The sequence below is a fragment of the Paenibacillus sp. FSL F4-0100 genome (assembly GCF_037993005.1).
Taxonomy (GTDB): Bacteria; Bacillota; Bacilli; order Paenibacillales; family Paenibacillaceae; genus Paenibacillus_AQ.
In genome coordinates this window covers 4082427-4107235 of sequence record NZ_CP150303.1, presented here as the reverse complement: position 1 = coordinate 4107235, position 24809 = coordinate 4082427, and the positions used below count along the sequence as shown (strand labels likewise).

The following is a 24809-nucleotide window of genomic DNA, read 5'->3' as shown; positions in this document are numbered from 1 at the left end:
TTGGAGGTATCATGAATCTAAAAGACTACGGCTTTCCGGCTCAAAATTATTCAATAGACACAGAGGGGACTTATGCAAGAGTTACCGCTGTGCATAAAGGGAGTTACAGCCTTGTTACCGAGTATGGTGAATGCTCCGCAAGACTAAAATCTAGTGTTTATTTCAACAACTGTACTGAGGAATTCCCCACTACTGGTGACTTTGTAGAAATTCAATACAACACAGAGGGTGAAAGCCTTATTATAAAAACGTTAAAACGCAAATCCAAATTTGCGAGAAATGACTTATCCGGTCATGGGTCTGAATATGTCAAAACTATTAAAGAGCAGACGGTTGCTGCTAATTTCGACTATGTATTCATCATGCAATCCCTTAATCACGATTTGAATCTAAAGCGATTAGAACGCTATTTAACTCTATCATGGCAGTCGGGCGCAGTGCCTGTTGTGGTGCTGACGAAATCAGATTTAATAGAAGACTACTCTGCACAACTTAATTCAGTCAAACAAATTGCGATTGGCGTGGATGTTCACGCGATCAGTGCAAAAACGGGCTATGGCATTGACGGACTTGCAGACTATCTTAAAAAAGGAAAGACCGTTGTTTTTCTCGGATCGTCGGGTGCGGGAAAATCCAGTCTTGTCAATGCTTTGGCAGGCCAGAAGGTGATGTCTGTCAAAGAAATTCGAGAAGATGATAGCAAAGGAAGACACACCACCACGCATCGTCAGCTGATTAGATTGGACAGCGGCGTGATGGTTATTGATACCCCTGGCATGCGTGAGCTTGGTATGTGGAATGTTTCTGAAGGTTTGAGAGAGAGCTTTTCTGATGTAAAACAGTTTTTAGGACGATGCAAATTTTCAGATTGTAAGCACCAAAGCGAGCCTGGTTGTGCGATAAAAATGGCGATTGAGGACGGAAACCTTGCCTATGAACGGTGGGAAAGTTATCTAACTCTTAAAAAGGAAGCTGCGTTTGTTGATGATAAAGCTACTTATTTACGCAGTAAAGACCATCAGCAAGTAACTATGAAAGTATGGGAAAGGCAGAAGAGTAAGGAGACTCGTCGAACTAACGATAAACATTGATTTTACTGATAAGCAATACGAACCAAGTGAGAAAATAGAGAGGGCCATCCCACAAAAGGATGGCCCTAAAATTTTACAGCTACAGTCAGGCGGAGACCCCTATCACAAGTAACATTATTGGATTAGGGCAATGCAGAAGTAAGAACGGTACCTTCATTGAGATATTATTTGGCTGATACGGTGTCATATCCTTGACGGCGGGTAACCAGTATTTCCGGAAGTTTATACATCAAACTGGGTACGGTATCGACCTAGTGCAAACTCAATGCCTCCCATTACCAGTCCAATGAGCCAAGGGATCAAATAGTACATCAAACGAAATAATACAAGAACCGCAGCGTTTGTTTCAGGAGGGTATCCAAGGGCCTGAAGACCAAGCAGGGTAATGAGATCAAAACCGCCAATGCCGCCAGGTGTCATACTGACAAGACCAGTCGCTACGGCGACGGTATAAATGCCTAATGCCGTTCGAAGAGGAAATTCCGGAAGTAGAGTCGCCGCAATCGCCCAGAAGGCAACGCCTGCTAATAGCCACTCCACGACAGAGACACCTACAGCTGCAACGATTATGGACAGATTCATCTGGGGCAGATTGCGGTTCAGCCATTTGCTATAGAAGGGAGTCCGCTGAAAGAGCAGGTACCCCGGCAGATAAAGCGCGATCGCCCAGACAGCATACAAGGTCCAGCGATGAGATTGAATCACCGCATCGATCGGAAACAGCCCGGTCAAATCCCCCCAAGCCAGCAGCGAAACTCCCGTAATTGTAATAGTAGCCAGAAAGGCAATACAAGCTGTTATGGTTGGTATCGAAACTCCTCGCCCTCGGTATAGGAAGGTACGAAGCGCGGCACCAACGATCCCGGCAAATCCTATAACATTGTTTGACGTGTTAGCAATCCATGCATAGCGGAAAGTCGCCCAAATCCCGAGAGGAAGCTTGAAATGATGCCGAAGCAAAAACTCATAGACGCTAACCGATGCGACTGCGACTAGGGATAGAGACAATAGAAGGAAGATTCGTGTAGGGTCGAGATGCTTAAGGATATCCAGCGTGGCAGCCCAGTCAATCCGGCCCAGCTCAGACTTTCCCGCCCAAACAATCATTCCGAGGATGATCATAGGAATCAAGATCTTCACAATTTTCATGCGATATAATGTTGAGATGAGTTTTAATTTCCCCAATCGTGCAAACTGCTTTTTCACCTTTGCCATTTGCATTCTTCCCCTTACGTTTATCGTATATCTAGTATGCCCATAAGGACTCTCATTTAAAATCCGAAGCTAGGTATCAATTATCAATTCATACTTTTCTTTTAAAGCAAATGGGGTACACCGAAACTTAACTAAGGTCATCACGCTATATGAATAGCCGCTTTCAAGCAGCGTTTTTCTGGTTTAAATTTGCTGATACGATTCCCCTAAAACAGTATCATTTTTTGACATAATTTAAAGTTATTATTTACCCATCAAGCGAAATGACAAATCATTGAAAACTCTAAGAAAAGGAAGGGATTGAATATGGCAAATTATACGCTAGAGGAAAAAGACAGCTTTATCGTTTTAGGAATTGGAACGGGACTCGTTTTTGTAATTAATAGAAATGAGGAGGGAAACAAATGAGTAAGATGATCGGTGTGGAAACGACCATGAAAGTAAATACCCAGCCCCACGGAAAAATGGTTGCTTATTGGTCAGTCACATTACTACTCGCAGCAGCTATTATGCTAAGTGGTATCGGACAACTGATGCAATTTGGAGGCAACCTCGATTTAGTTACGAATCTGGGCTACCCATTATACATATTGACTATTCTCGGGATATGGAAAGTGCTTGGAGCCATCACTCTCGTCGTGCCAGGTTTACCTCGACTTAAAGAATGGGTTCACGCAGGAATCTTCTTTTTGATGACGGGCGCGGCATTGTCTCATGCATTTGCTAACGATTATGGTGATTACGGTTTTAATCTTATCCTTCCGCTTTCATATGCTGCACTAAATATCTTTTCGTGGGCTCTACGACCGGCAAAGAGCCGCTTACACTAAAATACAATTGCAACATTTTGAATATTGCGATGTTACCACATGGTTGAATCAGTGGTCATGTCAGCCCTCCGGTAGAAAACCGGTGGGCTCTTTTTTGTTTCCAAAAAACAGGCAGCAAGGCGCTCTATTCTTATCATAGACGTAAATAGGGCTGGCGCTGCGTGCGTCGTTCCTTTATGAAAGAGCTGGGCGGTCTGATCGTCGGCAGCGTGTTCGGGGGTGTCCTGACGGACAATCTTGAGAAAAACAACTCCCCCGCACCGGCCAGCAGCAAGCCGGAAGCTTCGTTGCAGGATGCGCTAATGTTCTTTAATCAGGAGCAGTTTAAAATGACCGAAGCGGCGGTCGAACGGATTTATCCCGAAGATGAGAACGGCCCTGGAGCCAAGGCGCTGGGCGTAGCCTTTTTTATTGATCATCAGCTTGCAGGTCCTTGGGGATATAATGCGCGGGACTATATGATGGGTCCTTTCGTCCAAGCCCAGGCAACGCAGGGAGAGCAGTCGCGCCTGAAACGCAACGAAATGTTCACGTTGGGTCTGGAGGGACTTAAGAGTTACTGCCAGCAAAAATATAAAAAGGTTTTTACGGAACTTGAGGCTCAGCAGCAGGATGAAGTGCTGACCGCCATGGAAAAGGGGGATAAATTTCCCATGCGCGGGGTGACGAGCAGCAGTTTCTTCAAGATGCTGAGAAGTTTGACGATCGAAGGGGTCTACGCGGATCCGCTCTATGGCGGCAACCGGAATATGAACGGGTGGAAGATGCGGAATTTTCCGGGCAACCAGATGAGTTATGCCCAGCAGATTACGAAGGAAGGGCTGGTTCAGATGAAGCCGAAGAGCCTGCAGGCTCACATGTGCGAATAAATTTCACAGATATAAGGGGACATCAGACGTGGGCAAATTACCTAAAGTACCAGTGGTTATTGTTGGAATGGGTTGGGTCGGCGGCATTATTGCGGCCGAACTGACCAAAGCGGGCATCCAGGTAGTCGGATTGGAGCGCGGAAAGAGCCGAAGCACAGAGGATTATTTCATGGATCATGACGAGCTCCGGTACGCGCGGCGTTTTGAACTGATGCAGGATCTATCCAAGGAAACGATCACCTTCCGCAATTCGGAGTCAATGAGGGCGCTGCCGATGCGCAGCTATGGCTCCTTTCTGCTGGGAGACGGGCTCGGCGGTGCCGGATCGCACTGGAACGGGCAGACGCACCGTTTCCTGCCGTATGACTTTGAAATCTACAACCAGACGGTGGAACGGTATGGAAAAGGCAAAATTCTCGAGGGCATGCAGCTGCAGGACTGGGGAATCACTTATGACGAAATCGAACCGTACTACGACAAGTTTGAGCAGGTAGCCGGCATTTCGGGGGAATCGGAAGCTAATCCGATGCTTGGCAAACGGTCCCATCCGTTTCCGATCCCGCCGATGAAGAAAACGCCGATTTTGCAGCGGTTCGAAGAGGCGTCGAAGAAACTCGGATACCATCCGTACATGATCCCTTCGGCAAACCTTAGCGAGAACTACAAAAATCCCGACGGCATATCCCGGGCAGCCTGCCAGTACTGCGGATTTTGTGAGCGGTTCGGCTGCGAGTATGGTGCCAAGGCGGATCCTGTCGTTACCGTCATTCCGACGGCGATGGCCACCGGCAAGCTGGAGGTGCGCACCTTCTCGAACGTGACCGAAATTCTCCATGACGGCAAAAAAGCGACCGGCGTGGTGTACATCAACACAGTGACCGGGGAAGAGGTGACCCAGCCGGCGGACGTGGTCGTTCTCGGCAGCTTCATGCTGAACAATGCGCGCCTGCTGTTGAACTCCAAGCTCGGGACGCCTTACAACCGGAAGACCGGACGGGGGACCATCGGCCGAAATTATGCGTATCAGGTCAACTCCGGACATGCGGTCGGCTTTTACGATGACGAAGAGTTCAGCACGTTCATGGGCGCCGGGGCGCTCGGGATGGAGTTCGACGAGTTCAACGGGGATAATTTCGACCATTCCGATTTGAAGTTTCTGCACGGGGCTGGAATCCGGATCAGCCAGAACGGCCTACGTCCGATCGAGAACAATCCGGCGCCGCAGGGTACGCCAACCTGGGGCAAGAAGTGGAAGGAGACCACACTAAAGTATGCCAACCGGGTGCTGATCGTGGCGACGCAAGGGGCTAGCCTGCCCTGGAAGCACCATTACCTGGATCTGGATCCGACTTATAAGGACATTTACGGCAAACCGCTGCTGCGGATTACGTTTGATTTCGAAGATCAGGACCGAGAGCTGACGAAGTTTCTGGCAGCCAAGGCGGGCGAGGTTATGAAGGAAATGGGGCCTTCCCATGTGGAGATCAAGGACAAGCTGGACCCGTATAATATCGTTCCTTACCAGTCCACCCACAATACCGGAGGCGTCATTATGGGAGCGGACCCGGAAACGTCGGCCGTGAACAGTTACCTGCAGATGTGGGAAGCGGAAAATGTGTTTGTGGTGGGTGCTTCGGCATTCCCGCATAATAGTGGATACAATCCGACCGATACCGTCGGCGCGCTCTCCTACAGGGCGGCGGAAGGGATCCAGAAATATTTGAAACAGGGAGGCATGCTTGTCTGAACGGGCAAGTCCTTCCATGCTCATGCGATTAACATGCTACTTCGTGAGACTTCATGGAAAGGGAGGGATCGGCTATGCTTTCGACGATTGGAATACCGGGGCTGCTGCTGTTGCTGCTGCTCGCCCTGCTGCTGTTCGGACCGTCCAAGCTGCCTCAGCTTGGCAGGGCGGTGGGAACGACACTTCACGAATTCCGCAGCTCCGCTCGTCATCTGACGGAAGAGGACGAAGAGAAGCAGGACGCGGGGCGCCGCCAGGAAGATCATTAGGAATGGTTTGTTTGGTTCGAAGATGGCAACTTAATTATTTTATCTGGAGGGATTTGACATGAAAAAATGGATGCTGATTGGACTTACATTGCTGCTGGTTGTGGTGCTGAGCGCATGCGGAGGCGGCGGCAGCTCGTCGGACGAGTCCTCGTCTTCAGGCGGATCGGATGGTGTAAAAGAAATTAAGGTGACGGCGTCAAACTTTAAGTTCGAGCCTACCGAGATTAAAGTCAAAAAGGGCGAAAAGGTCAAAATTACGCTGGAGAACAAAGATGGAAATCACGGCCTGGCCATTCCCGATTTCAACGTTGACCTGCAGCAGCCTGGCTCGACCGAATTTACCGCCGATCAAGTTGGTGAGCATGAATTCCACTGCTCCGTCATGTGCGGAGCCGGTCACAGCGATATGAAGGGGACCTTGATTGTTGAATAAATATGTATGCGGTTGAGACCGCCGGATTGCCGCCTGGATGACTGCGGGAGGCAGATCAAGAAAGCGTTGACCAGCCGGACCGTAAAGGTTCGCGCTGGCGGCGCTTTTTTTGCATATTGTGAATTCAGCAATCTATGAGAATTGTCTGAATCGATGACATGATAGTTTTTAGGAAGAGATAATAAATGAATATATCTATAGTCGACATATCATCGTTGTCTTCTTTTCAAATATAATGTTTGTGTATTATTCAATAAATCGTCCACGCTCAGGACTGCTTCATGTTAGAAGATAATAAGTTCTTGACTATGACGTTAGGTCATAGTGCATAGTTCTCTATGAATACATAACTAGGAGTGAGAGAAATGAATATAAAATCACTGCGTTCAGATCATATTTATCAAAAAGTTGCCCAAGCTTCACCCGAGGAAAAGCTTGAATTATTCAGAAACGAAATGATGGCTCCCTTTATGAAACAATGGCAAATTCAACAGATTCCTTTTAAAGCTGAAGAGGCGAATGGTTTTGACGTTATTACGTTTAATAGTATGATGCATCGATCCCCTGATCAGATTACCCCTCAGATTTCGACAGAGATCGAGCTGATTTCGTCCGAATCATTTTGGTTAGAGTGTGAGCATGCTGTGAAGAAAAGCCTGCATCTATTTGTAGAGCATGAAATTAACCTCCCCGTGTCCGATTATTTGTTTACCATTCAACTAGGGGATCCGGAAAACGGTGCCTTAGCAATAAACGAAGGATATAGCGGCTTTGGGGGCATTCCTGGGTTTATCTGGGGTACACTCTTGCCAAATGAGTACACGATTCCTCGAATGAAGGCTGCGCTGGCGCACGAATGCAACCATAATGTGCGATATCAATTTATTCAATGGGATCACACGGTTAATCTGGGCGAGCTGATTGTAAGTGAAGGATTAGCTGAAAACTATGCTACGTTCATGTTTGGAGAAGAATTGCTCGGCCCTTGGGTAACGAAAACAAATGCAGAAACACTGAACAGGCGCATAAAGCCTGTGCTTAGAGAGCAATTGCAATTAACTGGGTTTGATCAATTTGCTCCGTATCTTTACGGTGACGAGATTGCAAAACTTCAAAACTTTACACCGGTTAACATGCCTTATAGTGCCGGATACGCTTGCGGATATCATTTAATCCAATATTATTTAAGAAAAACAGGAAGAACGATTTTCGAGGCCACAATAACACCTGCTGCTCAAATACTAGACGAGGTAAAAGAATTTTGGAATGAAGAAACCATTATTAGTTATTAATGATTAAGCTTACGGGGAACGATAGCTTAATCAAAATAAGAAGGCAGCCGATCAATGTGATCAGCTGCCTTCTCGTTTTTTCGGGAAAAATGAACTGCGCACTAAAGCGGATAAGGAGGGGAAGGGTAACCTTCCATTGAATAATCGAGGCATAGGGACAGAACTTTTCTCTACTTCTCAACACGCCAATCTACCTTTTTCAAGATCAATACGATGGAGATCAGCGAGAAAAACAAGAGTACAAGCGTGTTCCAGGCGACAGACCCGGACCATCCCGATATCAGCACCTCCCGCATGGCCTCAGCTGCGTAAGTGGTTGGGAAGATATAAGAGAACCATTGCAAGATCACAGGCAATTGATCCATATCCACCATGACAGGCGTCAAAAACGAGATGAACATCATCAACGCCTGGACCAGCATATTCGTCAATTGATGGCTAGGCGACCAGAAGCCGATCAGTACACCCGCGCCAACCACGCTAAAGACGGTGAGCAGCAATACAGGGACAAGTCCCCAGCTGTAGTGGAATTGAATGCCGTAAGCAAGTTGACCAATCATCGCCAGGATAATAAAAGACGGTACGCACATGATCAAGCCGCGCAGCAGATTGGCGAAGATGAAGTTTACCTTGGCAATCGGCAGGGACGAATAGTACGTGAAGTGGCCTTGATGCTTCTGCCAAGATATCTCCTGAGCCATGGAATTGAGGCCCATGACGATTAAGCCGAAGAGCATATTTCCTGTAATAATACGGGTCATGACAGCCGGCGTTGGGTCGACCGTAAAGAATTTGAGAAACAACAGCGTCGTTAAAGGAAACATGCATGCCATGATGAAAATCCAAACCCATGCCTCGCGAATAATCGTGAATTGAATGCGGGCCAGGATCAGCCATTCCGTCATTCTGCGTTGGATTATGCTCTGATGCTGGTGCCCTTGGAGAAAGACCACTTCTTGCAGTTGCAAGTCATGACTTTGCATGGATGGTTTCATCTGTTCCATGTTAGACCACCTCCGTTTTGGCAGGCTGATCCTGTTCGTCATCGATATGGAAATAGACATCCTCAAGATTCGGCGGGACCAATGAATACTCTTCGATCGGTAACTGCTGCTCAGTCAAGACGTCAATTGCGTGGCTGGCATCTTGCTTCTCAATCAGTGTCCGGATTCGGTTTTCTCCTGTTTTGGTCCACTGTCCCAGCGCGCTTAAGCTTCGGCAAACATAATCGCTCTTGCCTAAGGAAGTCGTAATTTCCAGCTTCATCCGCTGATCGACCCTTTGTTTTAAGACACTGACATGATCGATGGCCAATAGCTTGCCGTGATTTACAACAGCTACTCTGTCTACGACCTGTTCGGCCTCCAGCACGTTGTGTGTCACCAAGATTACGGTTACTCCTTGGCGATTGCGTTCCTGAATCAGATCCCATACGAGCCTTCTCTTTTTAGGGTCCAGTTCATTGGTCGGTTCATCCAGGATCATGACGGGGGAAAAGCCGATCAAGCAAGTACCAATCCCGATTAAACGCTTCTGTCCGCCAGAAACGTTTTTCAACAGCTTATGACGGAGGTCCTGCATTCCAAAACGTTCCAACAATTCCTCTGTTTGGTTTACGGCGGACTCCTTCGTCAAACCCCGCAATCTTCCCGTAAAATACAAAGCTTCCCAGGTTTTTAAACTGGTCAGGGCGTGAGGCTCTTGCGAGTAGTAGGCCACCTCCTGAGCAACTCGCTTGGTTTGGGTCTGTACGCTGGTTCCTTTATAACGTACCGTACCTGTGGTGGGAGCAAGGTGGCCTACCATCTGCTTGATTAGCGTGGATTTTCCTGCTCCATTCGGACCGAGCAAACCGAGAATCTCCCCTTGTTGAACGTCGAAGCTTATGTTTTGATTGGCGATAACCTTTCCTTTTTTGTACGTTTTATTCACATGCTCTAATTGATAGATCAGCCTCATCATTCTTGCCCCTTTCTGCTCGCACTATGGTTTTGCTGCTACGTGTCTGAACCCCGAGAGAGTATGTATTCTTTGACTGATCAATGCTGTGGTTGAGCTGGTGCCTAAGTATACTTAACGGTAAATGAGCAGGCGTTAATATTAAGATACCGTATTGCTCTGCCAAGGAGTGACGGGCGACAGAATGGTTTTCGTCTCTGTCTCAAGACGGAGACGGCATGCTGAGCTCCCGATTCCAATATTACAATCACAAGATATATGTAACGCCATTCCGCGAAAAAGCGGGTGCTGATAGTGAACGTACGCGGAGTTCGTGCTTAGAGCGGAAGAAAACGAAAAGCTGGACAAAATCACGAATTGATTGTGAGCATATGAAGTTAGGGGAGGAAACCCATGAGCCTGTAATGGTTTTTGTTACGCTTACGATATGATTGGATTCAGAAAATGTAGAAGATTAAACCCTTGCCATCGGCTACAGTTTGACTGTAGAAACGCCGGATTTCGTTAAAATGCTGCAGTATGTAGGCAAAGAACTCATCCTCATCCTCGACTGAAACCATGCCAGGCTCAAGAGGATATACCTCGTCCTTGATCATGGTCGGAAAATCATATCGCAAGTGGAGCTGCGCTTCGTTCAGCTCAGAAATAATCTGAAGCGCTTGTGCAACTTGCTCTGCACGCAAGAAAAACGCACCGAACGATCCAAAGTCGATGCCTCGCTCTGTCGTCATTGGAACAACATAGCTAAGAGGGGGCTCACCTTCGACTATATCTCCACAAAGCAAGTAGTGAATCGCCTCCCAGGATCTATCAATATCCAGTCCGGGATAATCCTCTATTTTCAAATTCTCCAATGCAATTTCGCCGGTAGCGATTTGCTGCACCAGTTTGTCATCAATAGCAAAGTAATATCCGTACATCCCCATGTTGTCACCCTTCTCCATTTTTAGTAGTGACTCTACTGAACTATCTAAATGTAACACCCGGAAATTGTGTATTTCAAGGAATATTGGATATAATCGTCAAATTTAAGTGTTTAAAGTAAAGTTTGAGGGTGCTGCCTCTATCTATAATTAGGATAAGGTGGAGGAAATGGTGTGAAATTGAGCACCGATTACTTAAGTGGAAATGTGATACAATCAAAAAAGTTTGGCCTTTCAATATGACAAGAAAAAGGGAGTGGAATAATGAAAAAGGGTTTGCTCATAGCTTCGGTTTTATTACTAAGTCTTGTGTCAGTAGCTTGTAACAACGATAATAGTGTATCGAATGAAGTGGGGATACAGGAAATTAAAGAAAAAGTCCATGCGTATAGTGTTGGTACCTTTGAGGATGTAACTGCATCTATTACATCACATGAACTAATTGTGACTGATAATGGTAAAAAGACTTCTTTTGACCTTCCAGAGAACGAATTTTTTGTTTCGATTGCACCGTTTGTTGAATACACACATGAATGTGCTATCCACAATTTAACGGGGTGCCAAGGCGAATTAGTAGAAAAAAACTTCGATGTGCTTATTCGGGATGAAGAAGGTAATGTGGTGATGGATGAAAACATTACTTCTTTAAAGAATGGTTTTATTGATCTATGGTTACCGCGAGATCGGACATATCAAGTGAAAATTGAGTATGATGGCAAAACAGTAGAATCTGAAATCGCTACTTTTAAAGATGACAATACTTGTATCACAACGATGCAACTAAAATAACACTCAATAAAGCATTAAAGCCTGATCGTTCGGGCTTTTTTATTTTATGGGTATAGGTGGAATCAGGAACTTTTTCAAAGGGCTCTTAATTTATGGTAGGAATGCTCAAAAAAGTAAAAGAATTTACCCCTCTGTTGAAAGATTATCTCCCTATCACAAGTGAAGGTTTAGCACTACTATAAGGGTAGGTTGTAAGAGATTCGAGAAAAGTTATTGCGCAGCAACACTTTAGTCCATTACCGCTACACCCGGTTACACGGCATGATTTCCTCCCCTGCGCAGTACTGAACTGCCTGTATGATGAGTTGCTGCGATGTAAGTACAAGCCACGTTTTTTTGTTTCTGCTGTCAAGATATTCAATCAACTGGAACCCGCACAAAGTATTAACCTGCCTAATTATCATGACTCTCTCTCCAGTAGCATGAGCATGCCCAATCAGCAATATTCCACACAAAAAGCATGAGCTGCCAGTCAACATGATCCCCAAACAATGGCATGAAATAACCCACCCAGCATGATCCCACACATAAGCATGAACTTGCTTATTCCGTACGAAACAGCCACATTGGCACAAATTCGCCGCAGAATTTCTTTTTTGAACGGCTTGATTGCTCCAGATTGTTCTTTTTCGTTAAGACAGAGAAACAATGTAGGTTTGTTTGCACTCTGAATGTTCATTAAAAAAGAATAGTTGGCAAATAACGTTCGTTATAAAGAAGTTAGTAAGTTTTATTTTTCCAAAGACTACTCCACAAGGAGAGTGTATTCATGTTTAGAGAGATGCATAAGTCCAAAATTCACCGTGCTGTCGTGACGGAGGCCAATTTGAATTACGTGGGAAGCATAACCATCGATCAGGATATTTTGGATGCTTCGGACATCCTGGAGAACGAAAAAGTGCAAGTTGTCAATATAAATAACGGAGCCAGGCTGGAGACGTATGTCATAACAGGTCCAAGAGGCTCGGGTATGGTTTGCTTGAACGGCGCCGCTGCCAGACTGGTGCAGCCGGGCGACCGCGTCATTATTATTTCTTATGCAATGATGGAGGAATCGATAGCCCGGACGTATCGTCCACATGTCGTCATTTTGGACGAGCATAATCGCATCGTAACGGAGGATTATCAAGAACTGCATTCCACAACGGTGTAATAAAAGACAGAACGGAGGGCTGCCGACTATGAGAACCATCCGTAATTTGTCCGGCGTATTGCTGGCGCGCAAGGAAAACGATGCGGGAATTTTATTTTGCGAAAGCTGTCAGGAGCGTTACTTGTCGTATGGCCAATTACTTGTATTGGCCGGAAGGGCGCTCCATCTGCTGCGCGAGCAGGGCCTTGAGCCAGGCGACTTTGCCGTTATCCAGACGGAAGATAACGAACGGTTTATCCTTCTATTCTGGGCTTGCGTGCTCGGCGGCATTGTCCCTGTACCTGTGACGGCGGCGCGTACGGACGAAGGACACAAAAAGCTGATCCAGGTATGCAAGCAGTTGGAAGCTCCGAGATTGCTCTGTGATGAAGAGCTTTGGCCGGGAATTCAAGGCTACGCTTTGAAGCACGGGGAGGCGGAGGCGCTGGCCCAGCTCGAGTCCGGCAGCGTGCCGGTTGCTGAGATATTTGCAGCGGCTGCGGATGCAGTTCGGCCCGAGGCTGAGTCATATGACGCTGCCGAGACGGACACCGCATTCATCCAGTTTACATCAGGTTCTACCGGAGATCCGAAGGGGGTCGTATTAACGCACGGCAATATTCTGTCGAACATGCGCGCCATTATCCGTGGGGCGCAGTCGACGGAGCGGGACTCTTCGCTAAGCTGGCTGCCGCTGACGCATGATATGGGACTCATCGGTTTTCATCTTTCGCCCCTGTTTTGCGGCATGAATCAGTTGCACTTGCCAACCTCGACGTTTGTGCTTCATCCGATGAAGTGGCTGGAACTTACGCATAAGCATCGGGTGACATGCCTCTCTTCGCCGAATTTCGGCTATGTACATTTTCTGCAGCATTGGAAGCCGGAAGGGGCGACGGCATGGGATTTATCTTGCGTCAGGTTGATTTTTAACGGGGCCGAACCGATATCGGCCGCCCATTGCCGCGATTTTCTGGAGGCGATGAAGCCGTACGGGTTAAAGGGGAATTGCATTTTCCCGGTATATGGGCTTGCGGAAGCAAGTCTGGCCGTGACGTTCCCGGGGACGGAAGATCACCTGAATACCGCCCTGCTTGAGCGCCAATCGCTTGCTGTCGGACAGCCTGTACGAATGGCCGCGCACGGGGATCATGCCGCGATCGAGATTGTCGAGCTGGGTTTCCCCGTACAAGAGTGCGAGGTGCGCATTTGCGACGAAACGGGAAACCCTTCGGCAGCAGGCAGCGTAGGCTTGATTCATATTAGAGGCCGCAACGTTACAAGCGGCTACTATAAGCGGCCCGATGTAAACAAGCAAACGATTTTCCCGGACGGTTGGCTGAATACGGGAGATTTGGGTTTCTTGCTGGAAGGGCGTTTATATGTGACGGGCCGCATGAAGGACGTCATTTTCGTCAACGGGCAAAATGTGTATCCGCATGACCTGGAGACGTTGATCAGTAGCCTGAAAGGGGCCGAAATCGGGAAAACGGCAATTGCCGCCGTTCAGGATCTGACGACCAAACGGGATGCGATCGCCGTTTTTATTCAGCATCGCGGCAAGACCGGCGGATTTGTACCGCTGATGGCTGAGGTGAAAAAACTGCTGAACAGATCGGCCGGTCTGGACGTTGCTTTTGTTGTCCCCATTCGGCGAATTCCGAAAACGACCTCCGGCAAAATCAGGCGCTACGTATTGGCGGAAGCGCTGCGCGAAGGCGAGTTTGTCGAAACGCTTGCCGAGTTGGCTGAGCTGGAAGCGGCGGCCACGCTTAAGCGGTGTGATGCGGAAGGCGGCGATGCCTTGCGGGGGGATGTCGGCTTGGAGCCAGCCATGGAGACGGAAGAGCGGATCATGTCCATCTGGCGCGAGGTGTTGAAAAAGGATTCCATAGGCCGGAAGGACGGCTTTCTCGAGCAAGGAGGCAATTCGCTCAAGGCGGCTTATGCCGCCGCCAGGCTGCAAGAGACGTTTGGCGTCGAGCTTACCCTTACCGAGCTGTTTTTGCATGATACGGTGGGTTCGCTGGCCGCTTTGCTGGAGCAAAAGGCGCAGGAGGGCGAAGGAACAGCCGCCGCCGTCCCTCCGCTGGTGTCCAAAGCGGAGGAGCGGACGGTTTATCCGGCGACCTCGGCGCAAAAGCGACTGTTCATTTTGGAAGAGCTGAATCCGGGGCTGCTGGGCTACAATCTGCCGTTTGCGGTCCAGGTGAAGGGCCCGCTCGATATTGAACGATTCCGCGCGGCGTGGCAGGCGCTGATAGAGCGGCATCCGGCGCTGCGGACGTCCTTTTATATGGAAGATGGCAATGTGATGCAGCGCATTGAGCAGGCGGTTGAGCCTCCGCTTGCCGTCGTTGACGGAAGCAGCTGGCCGGCGTCTGTGCTGACGATGCGGCAGCGCAGCTTCCTGCAGCCGTTTGATCTGGAGCAAGCGCCGCTGCTGCGGATGGAGCTTGTGCGTCTGGAGCGCGAGTCAAGCGTGTTGCTGCTGGATATGCATCATATCATTACGGACGGAACGTCGATGGGCATTTTGATGTCCGATCTTACGAGGTTTTATGAGGGGAACGCGCCGGAGCCGTTGTCCATTCATGGCGGGGATATAGCGCTGTGGGAGGAAACGGGCCGAAGCGGCGGCTGGCTAGAGCGTCAGAAGCTTTATTGGCATGAAATCTTTCGGGATTGTGTGCTGTCTCCGGCGCTTCCGTCCTCTCGTCCAAGGCCGCAGAAGCCAAGCTACCGCGGGGCAATTGAGCGCTTCGAGCTGGAGCCAGAGCTTGCCTTATCGCTGCGGGCGTTAGCTAGACGCGAGGGCGTAACATTATACACCGTCCTGCTTTCGATTTATTATGTGCTGCTGGCGAAATATACGGGCGAATCCGACATCATTGTCGGCACGGCAGCCGCAAGACGGATGAGGCCGGAACTGCAAAGCGTAGTCGGGATGTTCGTCAACATGGTTCCGATCCGCCTGAGAGGGCAAAGCGGTTTGCGCTTTGATCAATGGCTGAAGCAGGTCAATGGGGAGGCGCTGGCGGCTATCGGCAACGGGGATGTGCCTTATGAAGAAATAGCCGAGTTGGCGAATGTGAAACGGGAATATGGGCGGAATCCGCTGTTCGATTCGGTGTTTACGCTGCAAAATATGGAGCTGCCCGAATGGCGGAGCAAGGATGTCGTTTATACGCCCCAAGCGATGGACAGTGGCTCGGCCAAGTTTGACCTGACTTGGGAGTGCGTGGATAACGGCGTTAGTATCGCATTTACGCTGGAGTATGCGCTGGATTTGTACGATGAGCGGGCCGCCGCGCAATTGGTCCGGCATTATGTAGCACTGGCCCGGGCAGTCACCGCGCAGCCGCATGCGGCGCTTGGTGAGCTTGATCCCATTGATGCAGGGGAGCGGGAACAGCTGCTCCAGCTTGGCCGTTCATTCGGCACCCAGCCGCAAGAGCTGTCGCTGCACAGGCTGTTTGAACGGCAAGCGGTGGAGACACCGCAGCAGATTGCCGTTGAAATGGGCGAGCAGGAGTATACCTACAGCGAGCTGAACGAACGTGCCAATCGGTTCGCGCGCGCGCTTGTGCGGCGCGGCGTTGCGCCGGGGGCAAAGGTGGCTCTGCTGCTCTTGCGTTCGCCCGATATGATTACGGCGATATTGGCTATGCTGAAAGCGGGAGCCGTCTATGTGCCGATTGACCCGCAATATCCCGAAGAACGGATTTTGTTTATGCTGCAGGATACAGAAGCGCGGGTGATCGTGACTGCGGCTGCGATGATGGAGATGGTCGCACGGCTTGCCGGAGACAGCATAGATGTCGTCGAGATGGATGGACTCGATACCAGATGGGACGGCGAGTCCGGCCATAATCTGGACTTCGATGGCTCGGCAGACGATCTCGCTTATATCATGTACACGTCCGGATCGACGGGCAAGCCGAAAGGGATTATGACCGCACATCGCAATGTGTCCCGGATTGCTGTCCATACCGATTATGTAAGCATTTCGGAAAACGATGCGCTGTTGCAGCTTTCCAACTATGCCTTTGACGGTTCAACGTTCGATTTGTACGGAGCGCTGTTGAACGGCGCGAAGCTGACGCTGGTCGGAGAGGAAGAGGTTGCTGACGTTGTGCGACTGACCGAGCTGATTGAGGGCAGAGGCATTACCGTATTCTTTGTGACGACGGCGCTGTTCAATACGCTGGTCGATCATGGGCTGGAGTCGCTGCGCGGCGTGCGCCATATTTTATTTGGCGGAGAGCGGGCTTCCGTACCGCATATCCGCAAAGCGCTCCGCGCGCTTGGACCGGGCGTGCTGCTGCATGTTTACGGTCCTACGGAAACGACGGTGTTCGCCACTTGTTATCCGATCACAGAGACATGGGACGGACGAGGAACGGCCACCGTGCCGATCGGCACGCCGATTGCACGTTCGGAAACGCTAGTGCTGAGTAAGCAGGGTCGATTGCAGCCGGACTTTGTGCCAGGCGAGCTGTGGATTGCGGGCGACGGTGTCGCATCCGGCTATGTGAATTTGCCGGAGCAGACCGCTTCAAAGTTCCGGCCGCATCCATTCCGGGAAGGCGAAACCGTGTACGGAACCGGCGACCTGGTGCGCCGCCTGCCTGACGGAAATTTGGAGTTTCTGGACCGGATCGACAGTCAGGTCAAGCTGCGGGGTTACCGGATTGAATTGGGTGAAATCGAATGCAGGCTGCTGGATTGCGCGGGCGTTAAGGAAGCGTATGTGGCGCTGATTGAGAATGACGGTGCGCCGTATTTATGCGCTTATATCGTGGCAGAGCAAACCGAAGGGCAGGCAAGCGTTCTGAGCCAACTGACAGGCAAGCTGCCGGCATTTATGATTCCCGCCGCGTTTGTGCAGTTGGAGAGGCTGCCGCTGAACGGGAGCGGCAAGGTGGACAAAAAACGTCTGCCTGCGCCGGAGCGCACAGTCCCATATGAAGCGCCCGCCACAGATACGGAAATCCTTGTCGCAGGATTGTGGCAAGAAGTGCTTCATGCGGGGCAGGTTGGCGCGCTTGACCACTTCTTTGAGCATGGCGGCCATTCCCTGAAGGCGACCGCATTGACTTCGGCAATCTACAAGCATTGCCAGGTGCGCATGCCGCTTCAGGAAATTTTCATGCTGCCTACGGTCAGGGAGCAGGCTGCCTGGATTGACAGGGCTGCCAAGGAAGCATACGAACCTGTTGCGGACGCGCCAAAAGCCGTATCCTATCCGCTCAGTCCCTCGCAGCGGCGCATGTTTTTGGCGGAAAGCATGGCTGATATCGGACTAACCTATCATATTCCACTTGCTCTTAAACTGTCGGGTGTGGTGGATGAGACCATAATCGCGTCAGCGCTTCGGAAGTTGATCGAACGGCATGAGCCGCTGCGGACCTCCTATCATTGGATTGACGGCGTTCCGGCCCAGATTGTGCACGATTCGGCCGATTTTGTTCTTCAAATGGCGGAGCTCACGGGTACGCCGCTGCCGGAATGCTTGAGCGAGTTTTTCCGGCCGCTCGAGCTTGCCGCAGCACCGCTGCTCGCCGCATGTTATTGCCGGCCTAAATCGGAAGGAGCGGAGGCCTATCTGCTGCTCAACATCCACCACATCGCGGCGGACGGCATATCCGTCAAACTGCTGCTGGAGGAGTTGACCGCTTTGATCGACGGCGCTGAACTTGCGTCGCCATCTCTACATTACAAGGATTATGCCGTTTGGCAGGAGCGACAGTCGGGCTCGGAGCGGGCCAGGGCAAGCCGAGCGTTTTGGACGGAGCAGCTTGCAAAGCCGCCGGCGCCGCTCGATATGCCGCTGGATCGGCCGCGCGGCGACCGTCAGACATTTGTGGGCGATACGTATACCTTTCATATTTCGGCGGTGCTCGCCGCACGACTGAAAGAGACGGCCGCAAGCGCCGGAGCGAGCATGAACAGCCTTCTTTTTGCGGCTTACGCGCTGTTGCTCAAGGGAACGACGCATCAGTCGGAATTTGCAATTGGTTCTTTAGCGGCAGGCCGGACGCATCCGGACACGGCCCGGATGATCGGCATGTTCAACCAGTTTTTGCCGATTCGGATGCGGGTGGCGGACGAGCTGCCAATCTTGGCGTTTGTCGGCGAGACCCATGGGCGTTTGCTTGCCGCATACGAGCATGGCGATGTCAGCTTCGAGCACATGATGGAAGTGGCCCAGTATCCCCATGACCCGTCGCGTAACCCGCTGTTCGATACGATGCTGATCGTTCACAACCAGTTTGAAGACGAGAAGCTGGCGGCGCGCGGCGACGGCTGGAGCATGGAGCCTTTGCCCGTCAGCCACGGAACATCCAAGCTGGACTTCAAGCTCGATCTGTACAGCGATGACGAAGGCGGTCTGCGGGCGGAGCTGGAGTATAATACGGGATTGTTCCATAAGGGAACGATGGAGCGGTTGGCGGATCGACTGCTATACATTTTGGAGCAAACGGCCGCCAGCCCCGACCTGATCTGTGGCGACGTCGCAATGGCGACACCTGCCGAAGAAGCCGCCTTTGCGGCATGGAATGATACGGGACATCCGTACCCGGTGGAGAAGACGATTCACGGATGGTTCGCCGAGTCCGCTCAGCGTTGGCCGGGTCGAACGGCGGTGCAGTCTGCCGAAGGATCGCTGACGTACGGGGAGCTGAACGACCGCGCCGAACGCATGGCTGCCGTGCTAAGAGGCAAGGGGGTTGTGGTCGAAACGATTGTGCCGATTGCGGCTCAGCGCTCGTTGTCCATGATGATTGCGATCATGGCGGTGCTCAAGGCGGGAGGGGCCTATTTGCCGATCGACCCAGAGCATCCACACGAGCGGATCCGCGGCATTCTGGAGGATAGCGGGGCGAGGCTGCTTCTGGCGGGGGCCAAGTGGATTCATACGCTCCCGGCCTTCCAGGGAGAAACGCTCGATCTGGACACGCTTGCGGCTGCTGCCGCATCGGAGCTGCAGAAGGGCGAGGAAGAAACGGACCTGTCGCCTCAAGCGGGCCCCGAGCATTTGGCGTATGTCATTTATACGTCAGGCTCCACCGGCAAACCCAAAGGCGTTATGGTGGAGCACCGCGCGGCGATCAACCGACTGAACTGGATGCAGACGGCTTATCCGCTAAATGAGCGCGACGTTATTTTACAAAAGACGCCGATTACGTTCGACGTTTCCGTATGGGAGCTGTTCTGGTGGAGCTTTGCTGGCGCTTCGCTTTATTTGCTGGAGCCCGGTGGGGAGAAGGAGCCGTCGGTCATGCTGCATACGATAAAGGAGCAGGCGATTACGGTTATGCATTTTGTGCCGTCTATGCTGGGCGTCTTTTTGCCCTATTCGGCGGACAGTGGCAGAGGCGGCGAGCTTTGTTCCCTGCGATACGTATTTACGAGCGGCGAAGCGCTCAAGCCCGCGCATGTCATAGGTTTTTACAGCCAGATGGAGCGCGGCGGCGGCCAATGCCGGCTCATTAATCTGTACGGCCCGACGGAAGCGACGGTCGATGTCAGCTATTACGATTGCCCGGACGCTGGGGCGGGTACGATTCCGATCGGCAAGCCAATCCATAACATCCGGCTCTACATTGTGGACGAGCGGATGAGACCGCAGCCGATCGGCGTGTCCGGCGAGCTGTGCATCGCGGGTGCCGGTCTTGCGCGCGGATATCACAACAGGCCGGATTTGACGGAGCAAAGCTTTGTTACGAATCCGTTTACCGCAGGAGATAAGCTGTACCGTACTGGCGATCGCGCAAGGTGGCTACCGGACGGTAATATTGAATATTTGGGACGCTTTGACCATCAGGTCAAGCTGCGCGGTCTCCGCATCGAATGCGGCGAGATCGAGCACGCACTGCTCTTACAGGCGGAAATTCGCGATGCCGTGGTGACGGCAGTGACGGACCATGCGGGAGAGCCAGCTCTTTGCGCATATCTAGTGACAGCGGAGGGGAAGGCGCCGGAGGAAGCGAGCCTTCGGGCGGCACTTAAGGAACTGCTGCCGGAGTATATGATTCCTTCGTATTTTATTGCAATGGAAGCGTTTCCGCTGAGTCCGAGCGGCAAAACCGACCGCAGTCGCCTGCCGCAGCCCCGGTTCGCTGAATCGGCGGCTTGCGGCGAGGCACCAGGTACACAGACGGAGCAGCGGCTAGCCGAGCTTTGGCGGGAGGTGCTCGGTCTGGCCGCAAGCGAACCGGACAACCCGGTGGCGATCGGGAGAGAAGCCCATTTCTTTCAATTGGGTGGCCATTCCTTGCGCGCCGCGCAGCTTGCGGGCTTGATCGAACAGCGTTATGGAGCGGCGTTTGCGATGAAGGATGTGTTCGACGCTCCCCTGCTGAAAGAAATGGCGGCCCGCATCGACAACGCGGCTCCCAAGCGGGCCGTGGTTATTGCCCGGGCGGAAAGCCGGTCGTTCTACCCGTTGTCGCTCGCGCAGAACAGGCTGTTTGTGCTGCAGCAGCTTTATCAGGGCAGCACGGCCTACAATCTTCCGCTTGCTCTGAACCTGACGGGCAAGCTTGATCAGGACAGGCTTCGCGAGGCGATTCAAGGGCTCATTGACCGCCATGAACCGCTGCGCACCAGCTTTGACTGGGCAGACGGAAAGCCGGTGCAGCATGTCCATGAGCGGGTTTCGTTTGAACTCGCCGTCCATGCCTTGATGGATGCGGCGGACTTGAATACATTTGCGCGCGCGGTCGTCCGCCCGTTCGATTTGCGAAAGGCTCCGTTAATTCGGGCGTTTCTCGCGACAGACGGCGAAAGTCGGCATACGCTGCTGCTGGACATTCACCACATCGTCGCCGACGGCGTGTCCATGAATGTGATGGCGCGCGATTTCGAGCAGCTGTATCGCGGCGGCTCCTTGCAGCCGCTGCCCATTCACTATAAAGATGCCGCCGTTTGGCAGCAGGAGTGGATGGCTTCGGAGGCGAGAGAGCAGCAGGAGCAATATTGGGCGTTCCAGCTAGCGGGTACGCTTCCTGTGCTGCAACTGCCGACTGATTATCCGCGTCCCCCTGAACAAAGCTTCGAAGGTGCCAAGCTTGCTCTGCCGATTCCGGCGGAGCTTGTCGAGGGGACCTCGGCGGCGGCAGAGCAATGGGGCGTTACGCCATTCCATATATGGCTTACCGCCTACCATACGTTATTGCATCTGATGACGGGGCAAGACGATCTTATTGTCGGCACGCCGATCGCAGGCCGCTTCCATCCCGCAACCGAGTCTTTGGTCGGCATGTTTGTCAATACGCTGCCAATTCGAAGCCAGCCATCCGGCGAACTGCCGTTCAGAGCGTTCACCGAGCAGCTCAAAGAAATTGCGCTTGCGGCGCTGGACAACAGCTTGCTCCCGTTTGAGCATATGGTGACGATGCTGGATGTGCCGCGTGACCTAAGCCGCAATCCGCTGTTTGACACGATATTTGTGATGCAGCATATGGAGGCCGGACAGACGGCGGCGGACGCCTTGCAATTCGAGGTGCAAGTTCCGGACAATCGCGTTTCGAAGCTGGACTTGACGTTTGAGATTGCGGATCAGGGCGCAAAAGGCGCAGCTTTGACAATCGAATATAGGGCGGCGCTGTTTAAGGAAGACAGCATACGCAGAATGGCGGAATGGTATTTCCGTATTGTCGGCCTTGCACTGGCGGAGCCGGGGCGACCGCTCGGAGGGATCGGGCTGCAGGGCGCCGCAGAAGCACAGAAGCAGAGCAAAGCGTTCAATCGCACGGCAGCGCCGTATGCAAACGGCGATACGGTAGAGGTTTACCTCGAAAGGCAAGCGGCTGAAACGCCACAGGCCGTTGCGGTTGCGGCGGAGAACGGAGCATTGACGTATGCAGAATTAAACCGGAGGTCGAACCAGATGGCGCAGACGCTCAGAAAGCAAGGCGTCAAGCGCGAGGAGCGCGTGGCCGTCGTGATGGATCGCAGTCTGGAGATGATGATTTCAATCTTTGGCGTGCTGAAGGCGGGCGGAGCTTATGTGCCTGTTACGCCGAGCTTGCCGCCCGATCGAATCCGCTACATGCTGGATAATTCCGGAGCCAAGCTTGTCTTGACGAAGGGCAAAGCCCCGGAAGGGCTGGAGACGTCTCTGCCATTTACGGACGTTCATGAGGTGATGACGCAGGAGCGGGACGACTTCCCTGTGGAGAAGCTGCATGATTCACGTTCGCTTGCTTATGTGCTGTATACTTCGGGATCGACCGGACAGCCGAAAGGCGTCATGATCGAGCATCATTCCGTCGTCAACCGGATCGGCTGGATGCAGAAGCAATACGGACTGGACGCAAGCGGAGTCGTCATGCAGAAAACGCCGATTACTTTTGATGTATCGGTCTGGGAGCTGTTCTGGTGGAGCTTTGCGGGAGCCAAGCTGGTCCTGCTGCCTCCGGGCGGCGAAAAGGACCCCGCGCTTATGATGGATACGATCGCGCGGCATGGCGTAACGACGATGCATTTTGTGCCGTCCATGCTGCACCTGTTCTTGGAGGATCCCGGCTTGCTGCGCGGCGATGCCAGGCTGGAGAGCCTGCGTCATGTGTTCGCCAGCGGCGAAGCGCTGACTGCGGATCAGGTGCGGAGGTTCCGCGAGCGGATCGGAGTTCCGTTCAATGCCAGGCTTGTGAACTTGTACGGCCCGACCGAGGCGACGGTTGACGTTTCCTATTACGATTGCTCTGACGGCGATAATTCGATCAACGATATTTCGATCAATGTACCGATTGGCAAGCCGATCGACAACATCTCGCTTTATATCGTGAGCGAATCGATGAAGCTCCAGCCTGTCGGCATTGCCGGGGAACTGTGCATATCCGGCGCGGGCCTTGCACGGGGGTATATCAGCCGGCCCGATTTGACGGAAGAAAAGTTCGTCGATAATCCGTTTACGGAGGGCAGTCTGATGTATCGGACAGGAGACCTTGCCAGATGGCTGCCTGACGGAACGATCGAATATTTGGGCCGAATCGACCATCAGGTAAAAATAAGGGGCCAGCGCATTGAATGTGGGGAAATCGAGCATGTGCTGCTCGGTCATCCGGCGGTCTCGGAAGCGGTGGTTATGAAGCGGGACGCCACAAGCGGAAGCGAATATTTATGCGCATACATCGTTTGCTCCGAACCTGCGGACCATCAGGAACTGCGGGATTTTGCAGCGCTGCGCCTGCCGGATTATATGGTTCCGCAGGCCGTGGTGGAACTGCCAGCCATGCCCCTGTCTCCAAACGGCAAAATCGACCGGAAGGCGCTGCCGGAGCCGGAGCTGGCGGCGGGTAGCGCCACTCCGTTTGTCGAAGCGGCAAGCGATATTGAACTGGCGATTGCCGCCGTATGGCATGAAATTCTGAAAAGGGACGACTTCGGCATCCATCATCGTTTCTTCGATGTTGGGGGAGAATCGCTGCTGCTGGTGCGGGCGCATCAACGGCTGGAGGAGTTGTATCCCGGCGCGCTGGGCGTAACGGATTTGTTCACCTACCCGACGATCGCATCGCTTGCGGCTTATCTGGAGTCGAGAAATCGGGAGCTCGCCAGCTGGAGCTGGAGCGGTCTGTCGGTGGCAGACGACTGCGTCTGCAATGGTTATGCCGCGGAGCGTATCGGCAGCGTTCAGTTCCAACTGGACACGATGGTATCGGAAGGACTTACGGAACTTGCGGCATCCCGCTCGGTAACGGTCGAAGCCGCGGCGTATGCCGTATATCTATACTTCTGGCGCGGCAAGTCCGGCATGGGCCGGCTTGTGCTTCCGGCAATGACGGACAACGGGCTGATTGCTCCGAAGGAAATCGACTTTGGGGAGGTGCGGGATTTCGATACGCTGCTGCGGCATGCTGCCAAACGGGTGAACGCGGGAGAATGTTATACCCCGCGGCAAATCAGAAAGCAGCCACAAGCCGAAGCCGGATTTGCCTTGTTCCCGTTATTTGCAGGAGCAGCGTTGCACGGGTTCAAGGAGCGGGAGGCGCTATTGGAACGATTCGATGTTGTGCTGTATATGAGTGGTGCTGCCGCAGCACCACGAGGGGCGGAAGTGCCAGAGCTTGGCGGGGTATGGACGTACGACGCCCGGCGCCTCAGCAAGGAAGCGGTGCTGGATTGGGCTTCCGCTTATCTGGAGCTGCTGTCAAGCGTGGTCGAGCAATATCGCGTCGCAATAGGAAGCGCCGAATCGGGGACGTAGCATGGGCCAAGTCGGGCTTAGCCTGACCCTGAGAATACAT

Annotated in this window: 14 protein-coding genes; 10 read left to right on the top strand and 4 right to left on the bottom strand. The window is 52.1% G+C overall.

Annotation, left to right across the window (positions count from 1 at the left end; all coding sequences use genetic code 11):
• Window positions 1-11 precede the first annotated feature (11 nt).
• On the top strand, window positions 12-1091 hold the full coding sequence (gene rsgA, locus MHH48_RS18430; protein WP_083659575.1) for a ribosome small subunit-dependent GTPase A: 1080 nt from the start codon (window positions 12-14) through the stop codon (window positions 1089-1091).
• A gap of 222 nt (window positions 1092-1313) precedes the next feature.
• Here the strand turns inward: rsgA and MHH48_RS18425 are convergent, their stop codons facing one another.
• On the bottom strand, window positions 1314-2306 hold the full coding sequence (locus MHH48_RS18425; RefSeq protein WP_076321418.1) for a lysylphosphatidylglycerol synthase domain-containing protein: 993 nt from the start codon (window positions 2304-2306) through the stop codon (window positions 1314-1316).
• Between the two features lie 404 nt (window positions 2307-2710).
• Between MHH48_RS18425 and MHH48_RS18420 the strand changes: the two genes are divergently transcribed.
• From MHH48_RS18420 to MHH48_RS18395, 6 genes are all read left to right on the top strand, one after another.
• A complete protein-coding gene (locus MHH48_RS18420) occupies window positions 2711-3136 on the top strand; it encodes a DoxX family protein (RefSeq protein ID WP_076321417.1) in 426 nt (141 codons plus the stop codon).
• 161 nt (window positions 3137-3297) lie between these two features.
• Window positions 3298-4005 (top strand): gluconate 2-dehydrogenase subunit 3 family protein, encoded by a 708-nt coding sequence (locus tag MHH48_RS18415; RefSeq protein ID WP_256720428.1) that lies wholly within the window; start codon window positions 3298-3300, stop codon window positions 4003-4005.
• Between the two features lie 67 nt (window positions 4006-4072).
• A complete protein-coding gene (locus tag MHH48_RS18410) occupies window positions 4073-5752 on the top strand; it encodes a GMC family oxidoreductase (RefSeq protein ID WP_076322140.1) in 1680 nt (559 codons plus the stop codon).
• A 74-nt stretch (window positions 5753-5826) separates the two neighbouring features.
• A complete protein-coding gene (gene tatA, locus MHH48_RS18405) occupies window positions 5827-6021 on the top strand; it encodes a twin-arginine translocase TatA/TatE family subunit (protein WP_076321416.1) in 195 nt (64 codons plus the stop codon).
• Between the two features lie 58 nt (window positions 6022-6079).
• Window positions 6080-6454, top strand: a complete 375-nt coding sequence (locus MHH48_RS18400; RefSeq protein ID WP_076321415.1) for a cupredoxin domain-containing protein — start codon at window positions 6080-6082, stop codon at window positions 6452-6454.
• 365 nt (window positions 6455-6819) lie between these two features.
• Window positions 6820-7746, top strand: coding sequence for a DUF2268 domain-containing protein (locus MHH48_RS18395; RefSeq protein WP_076321414.1), 927 nt, complete (start codon window positions 6820-6822; stop codon window positions 7744-7746).
• A 170-nt stretch (window positions 7747-7916) separates the two neighbouring features.
• Here the strand turns inward: MHH48_RS18395 and MHH48_RS18390 are convergent, their stop codons facing one another.
• From MHH48_RS18390 to MHH48_RS18380, 3 genes are all read right to left on the bottom strand, one after another.
• Window positions 7917-8750 (bottom strand): ABC transporter permease, encoded by an 834-nt coding sequence (locus MHH48_RS18390; protein ID WP_076321413.1) that lies wholly within the window; start codon window positions 8748-8750, stop codon window positions 7917-7919.
• A 1-nt stretch (window position 8751) separates the two neighbouring features.
• Window positions 8752-9708, bottom strand: a complete 957-nt coding sequence (locus MHH48_RS18385) for an ABC transporter ATP-binding protein (RefSeq protein ID WP_179090590.1) — start codon at window positions 9706-9708, stop codon at window positions 8752-8754.
• Window positions 9709-10142: 434 nt separating this feature from the next.
• Window positions 10143-10631, bottom strand: coding sequence for a YfbM family protein (locus tag MHH48_RS18380; protein ID WP_076321411.1), 489 nt, complete (start codon window positions 10629-10631; stop codon window positions 10143-10145).
• Between the two features lie 261 nt (window positions 10632-10892).
• Here MHH48_RS18380 and MHH48_RS18375 point away from each other — a divergent pair, with 261 nt between their 5' ends.
• The 3 genes from MHH48_RS18375 to MHH48_RS18365 all read left to right on the top strand — a co-directional run bounded on the left by MHH48_RS18375 (window position 10893) and on the right by MHH48_RS18365 (window position 24769).
• A complete protein-coding gene (locus tag MHH48_RS18375; protein WP_076321410.1) occupies window positions 10893-11417 on the top strand; it encodes a CueP family metal-binding protein in 525 nt (174 codons plus the stop codon).
• Window positions 11418-12186: 769 nt separating this feature from the next.
• Entirely contained in the window at window positions 12187-12570 is a 384-nt protein-coding gene (gene panD, locus MHH48_RS18370; protein WP_076321409.1) for an aspartate 1-decarboxylase, read from the top strand.
• A 28-nt stretch (window positions 12571-12598) separates the two neighbouring features.
• Window positions 12599-24769, top strand: coding sequence for a non-ribosomal peptide synthetase (locus MHH48_RS18365; protein ID WP_076321408.1), 12171 nt, complete (start codon window positions 12599-12601; stop codon window positions 24767-24769).
• Window positions 24770-24809: the final 40 nt, after the last annotated feature.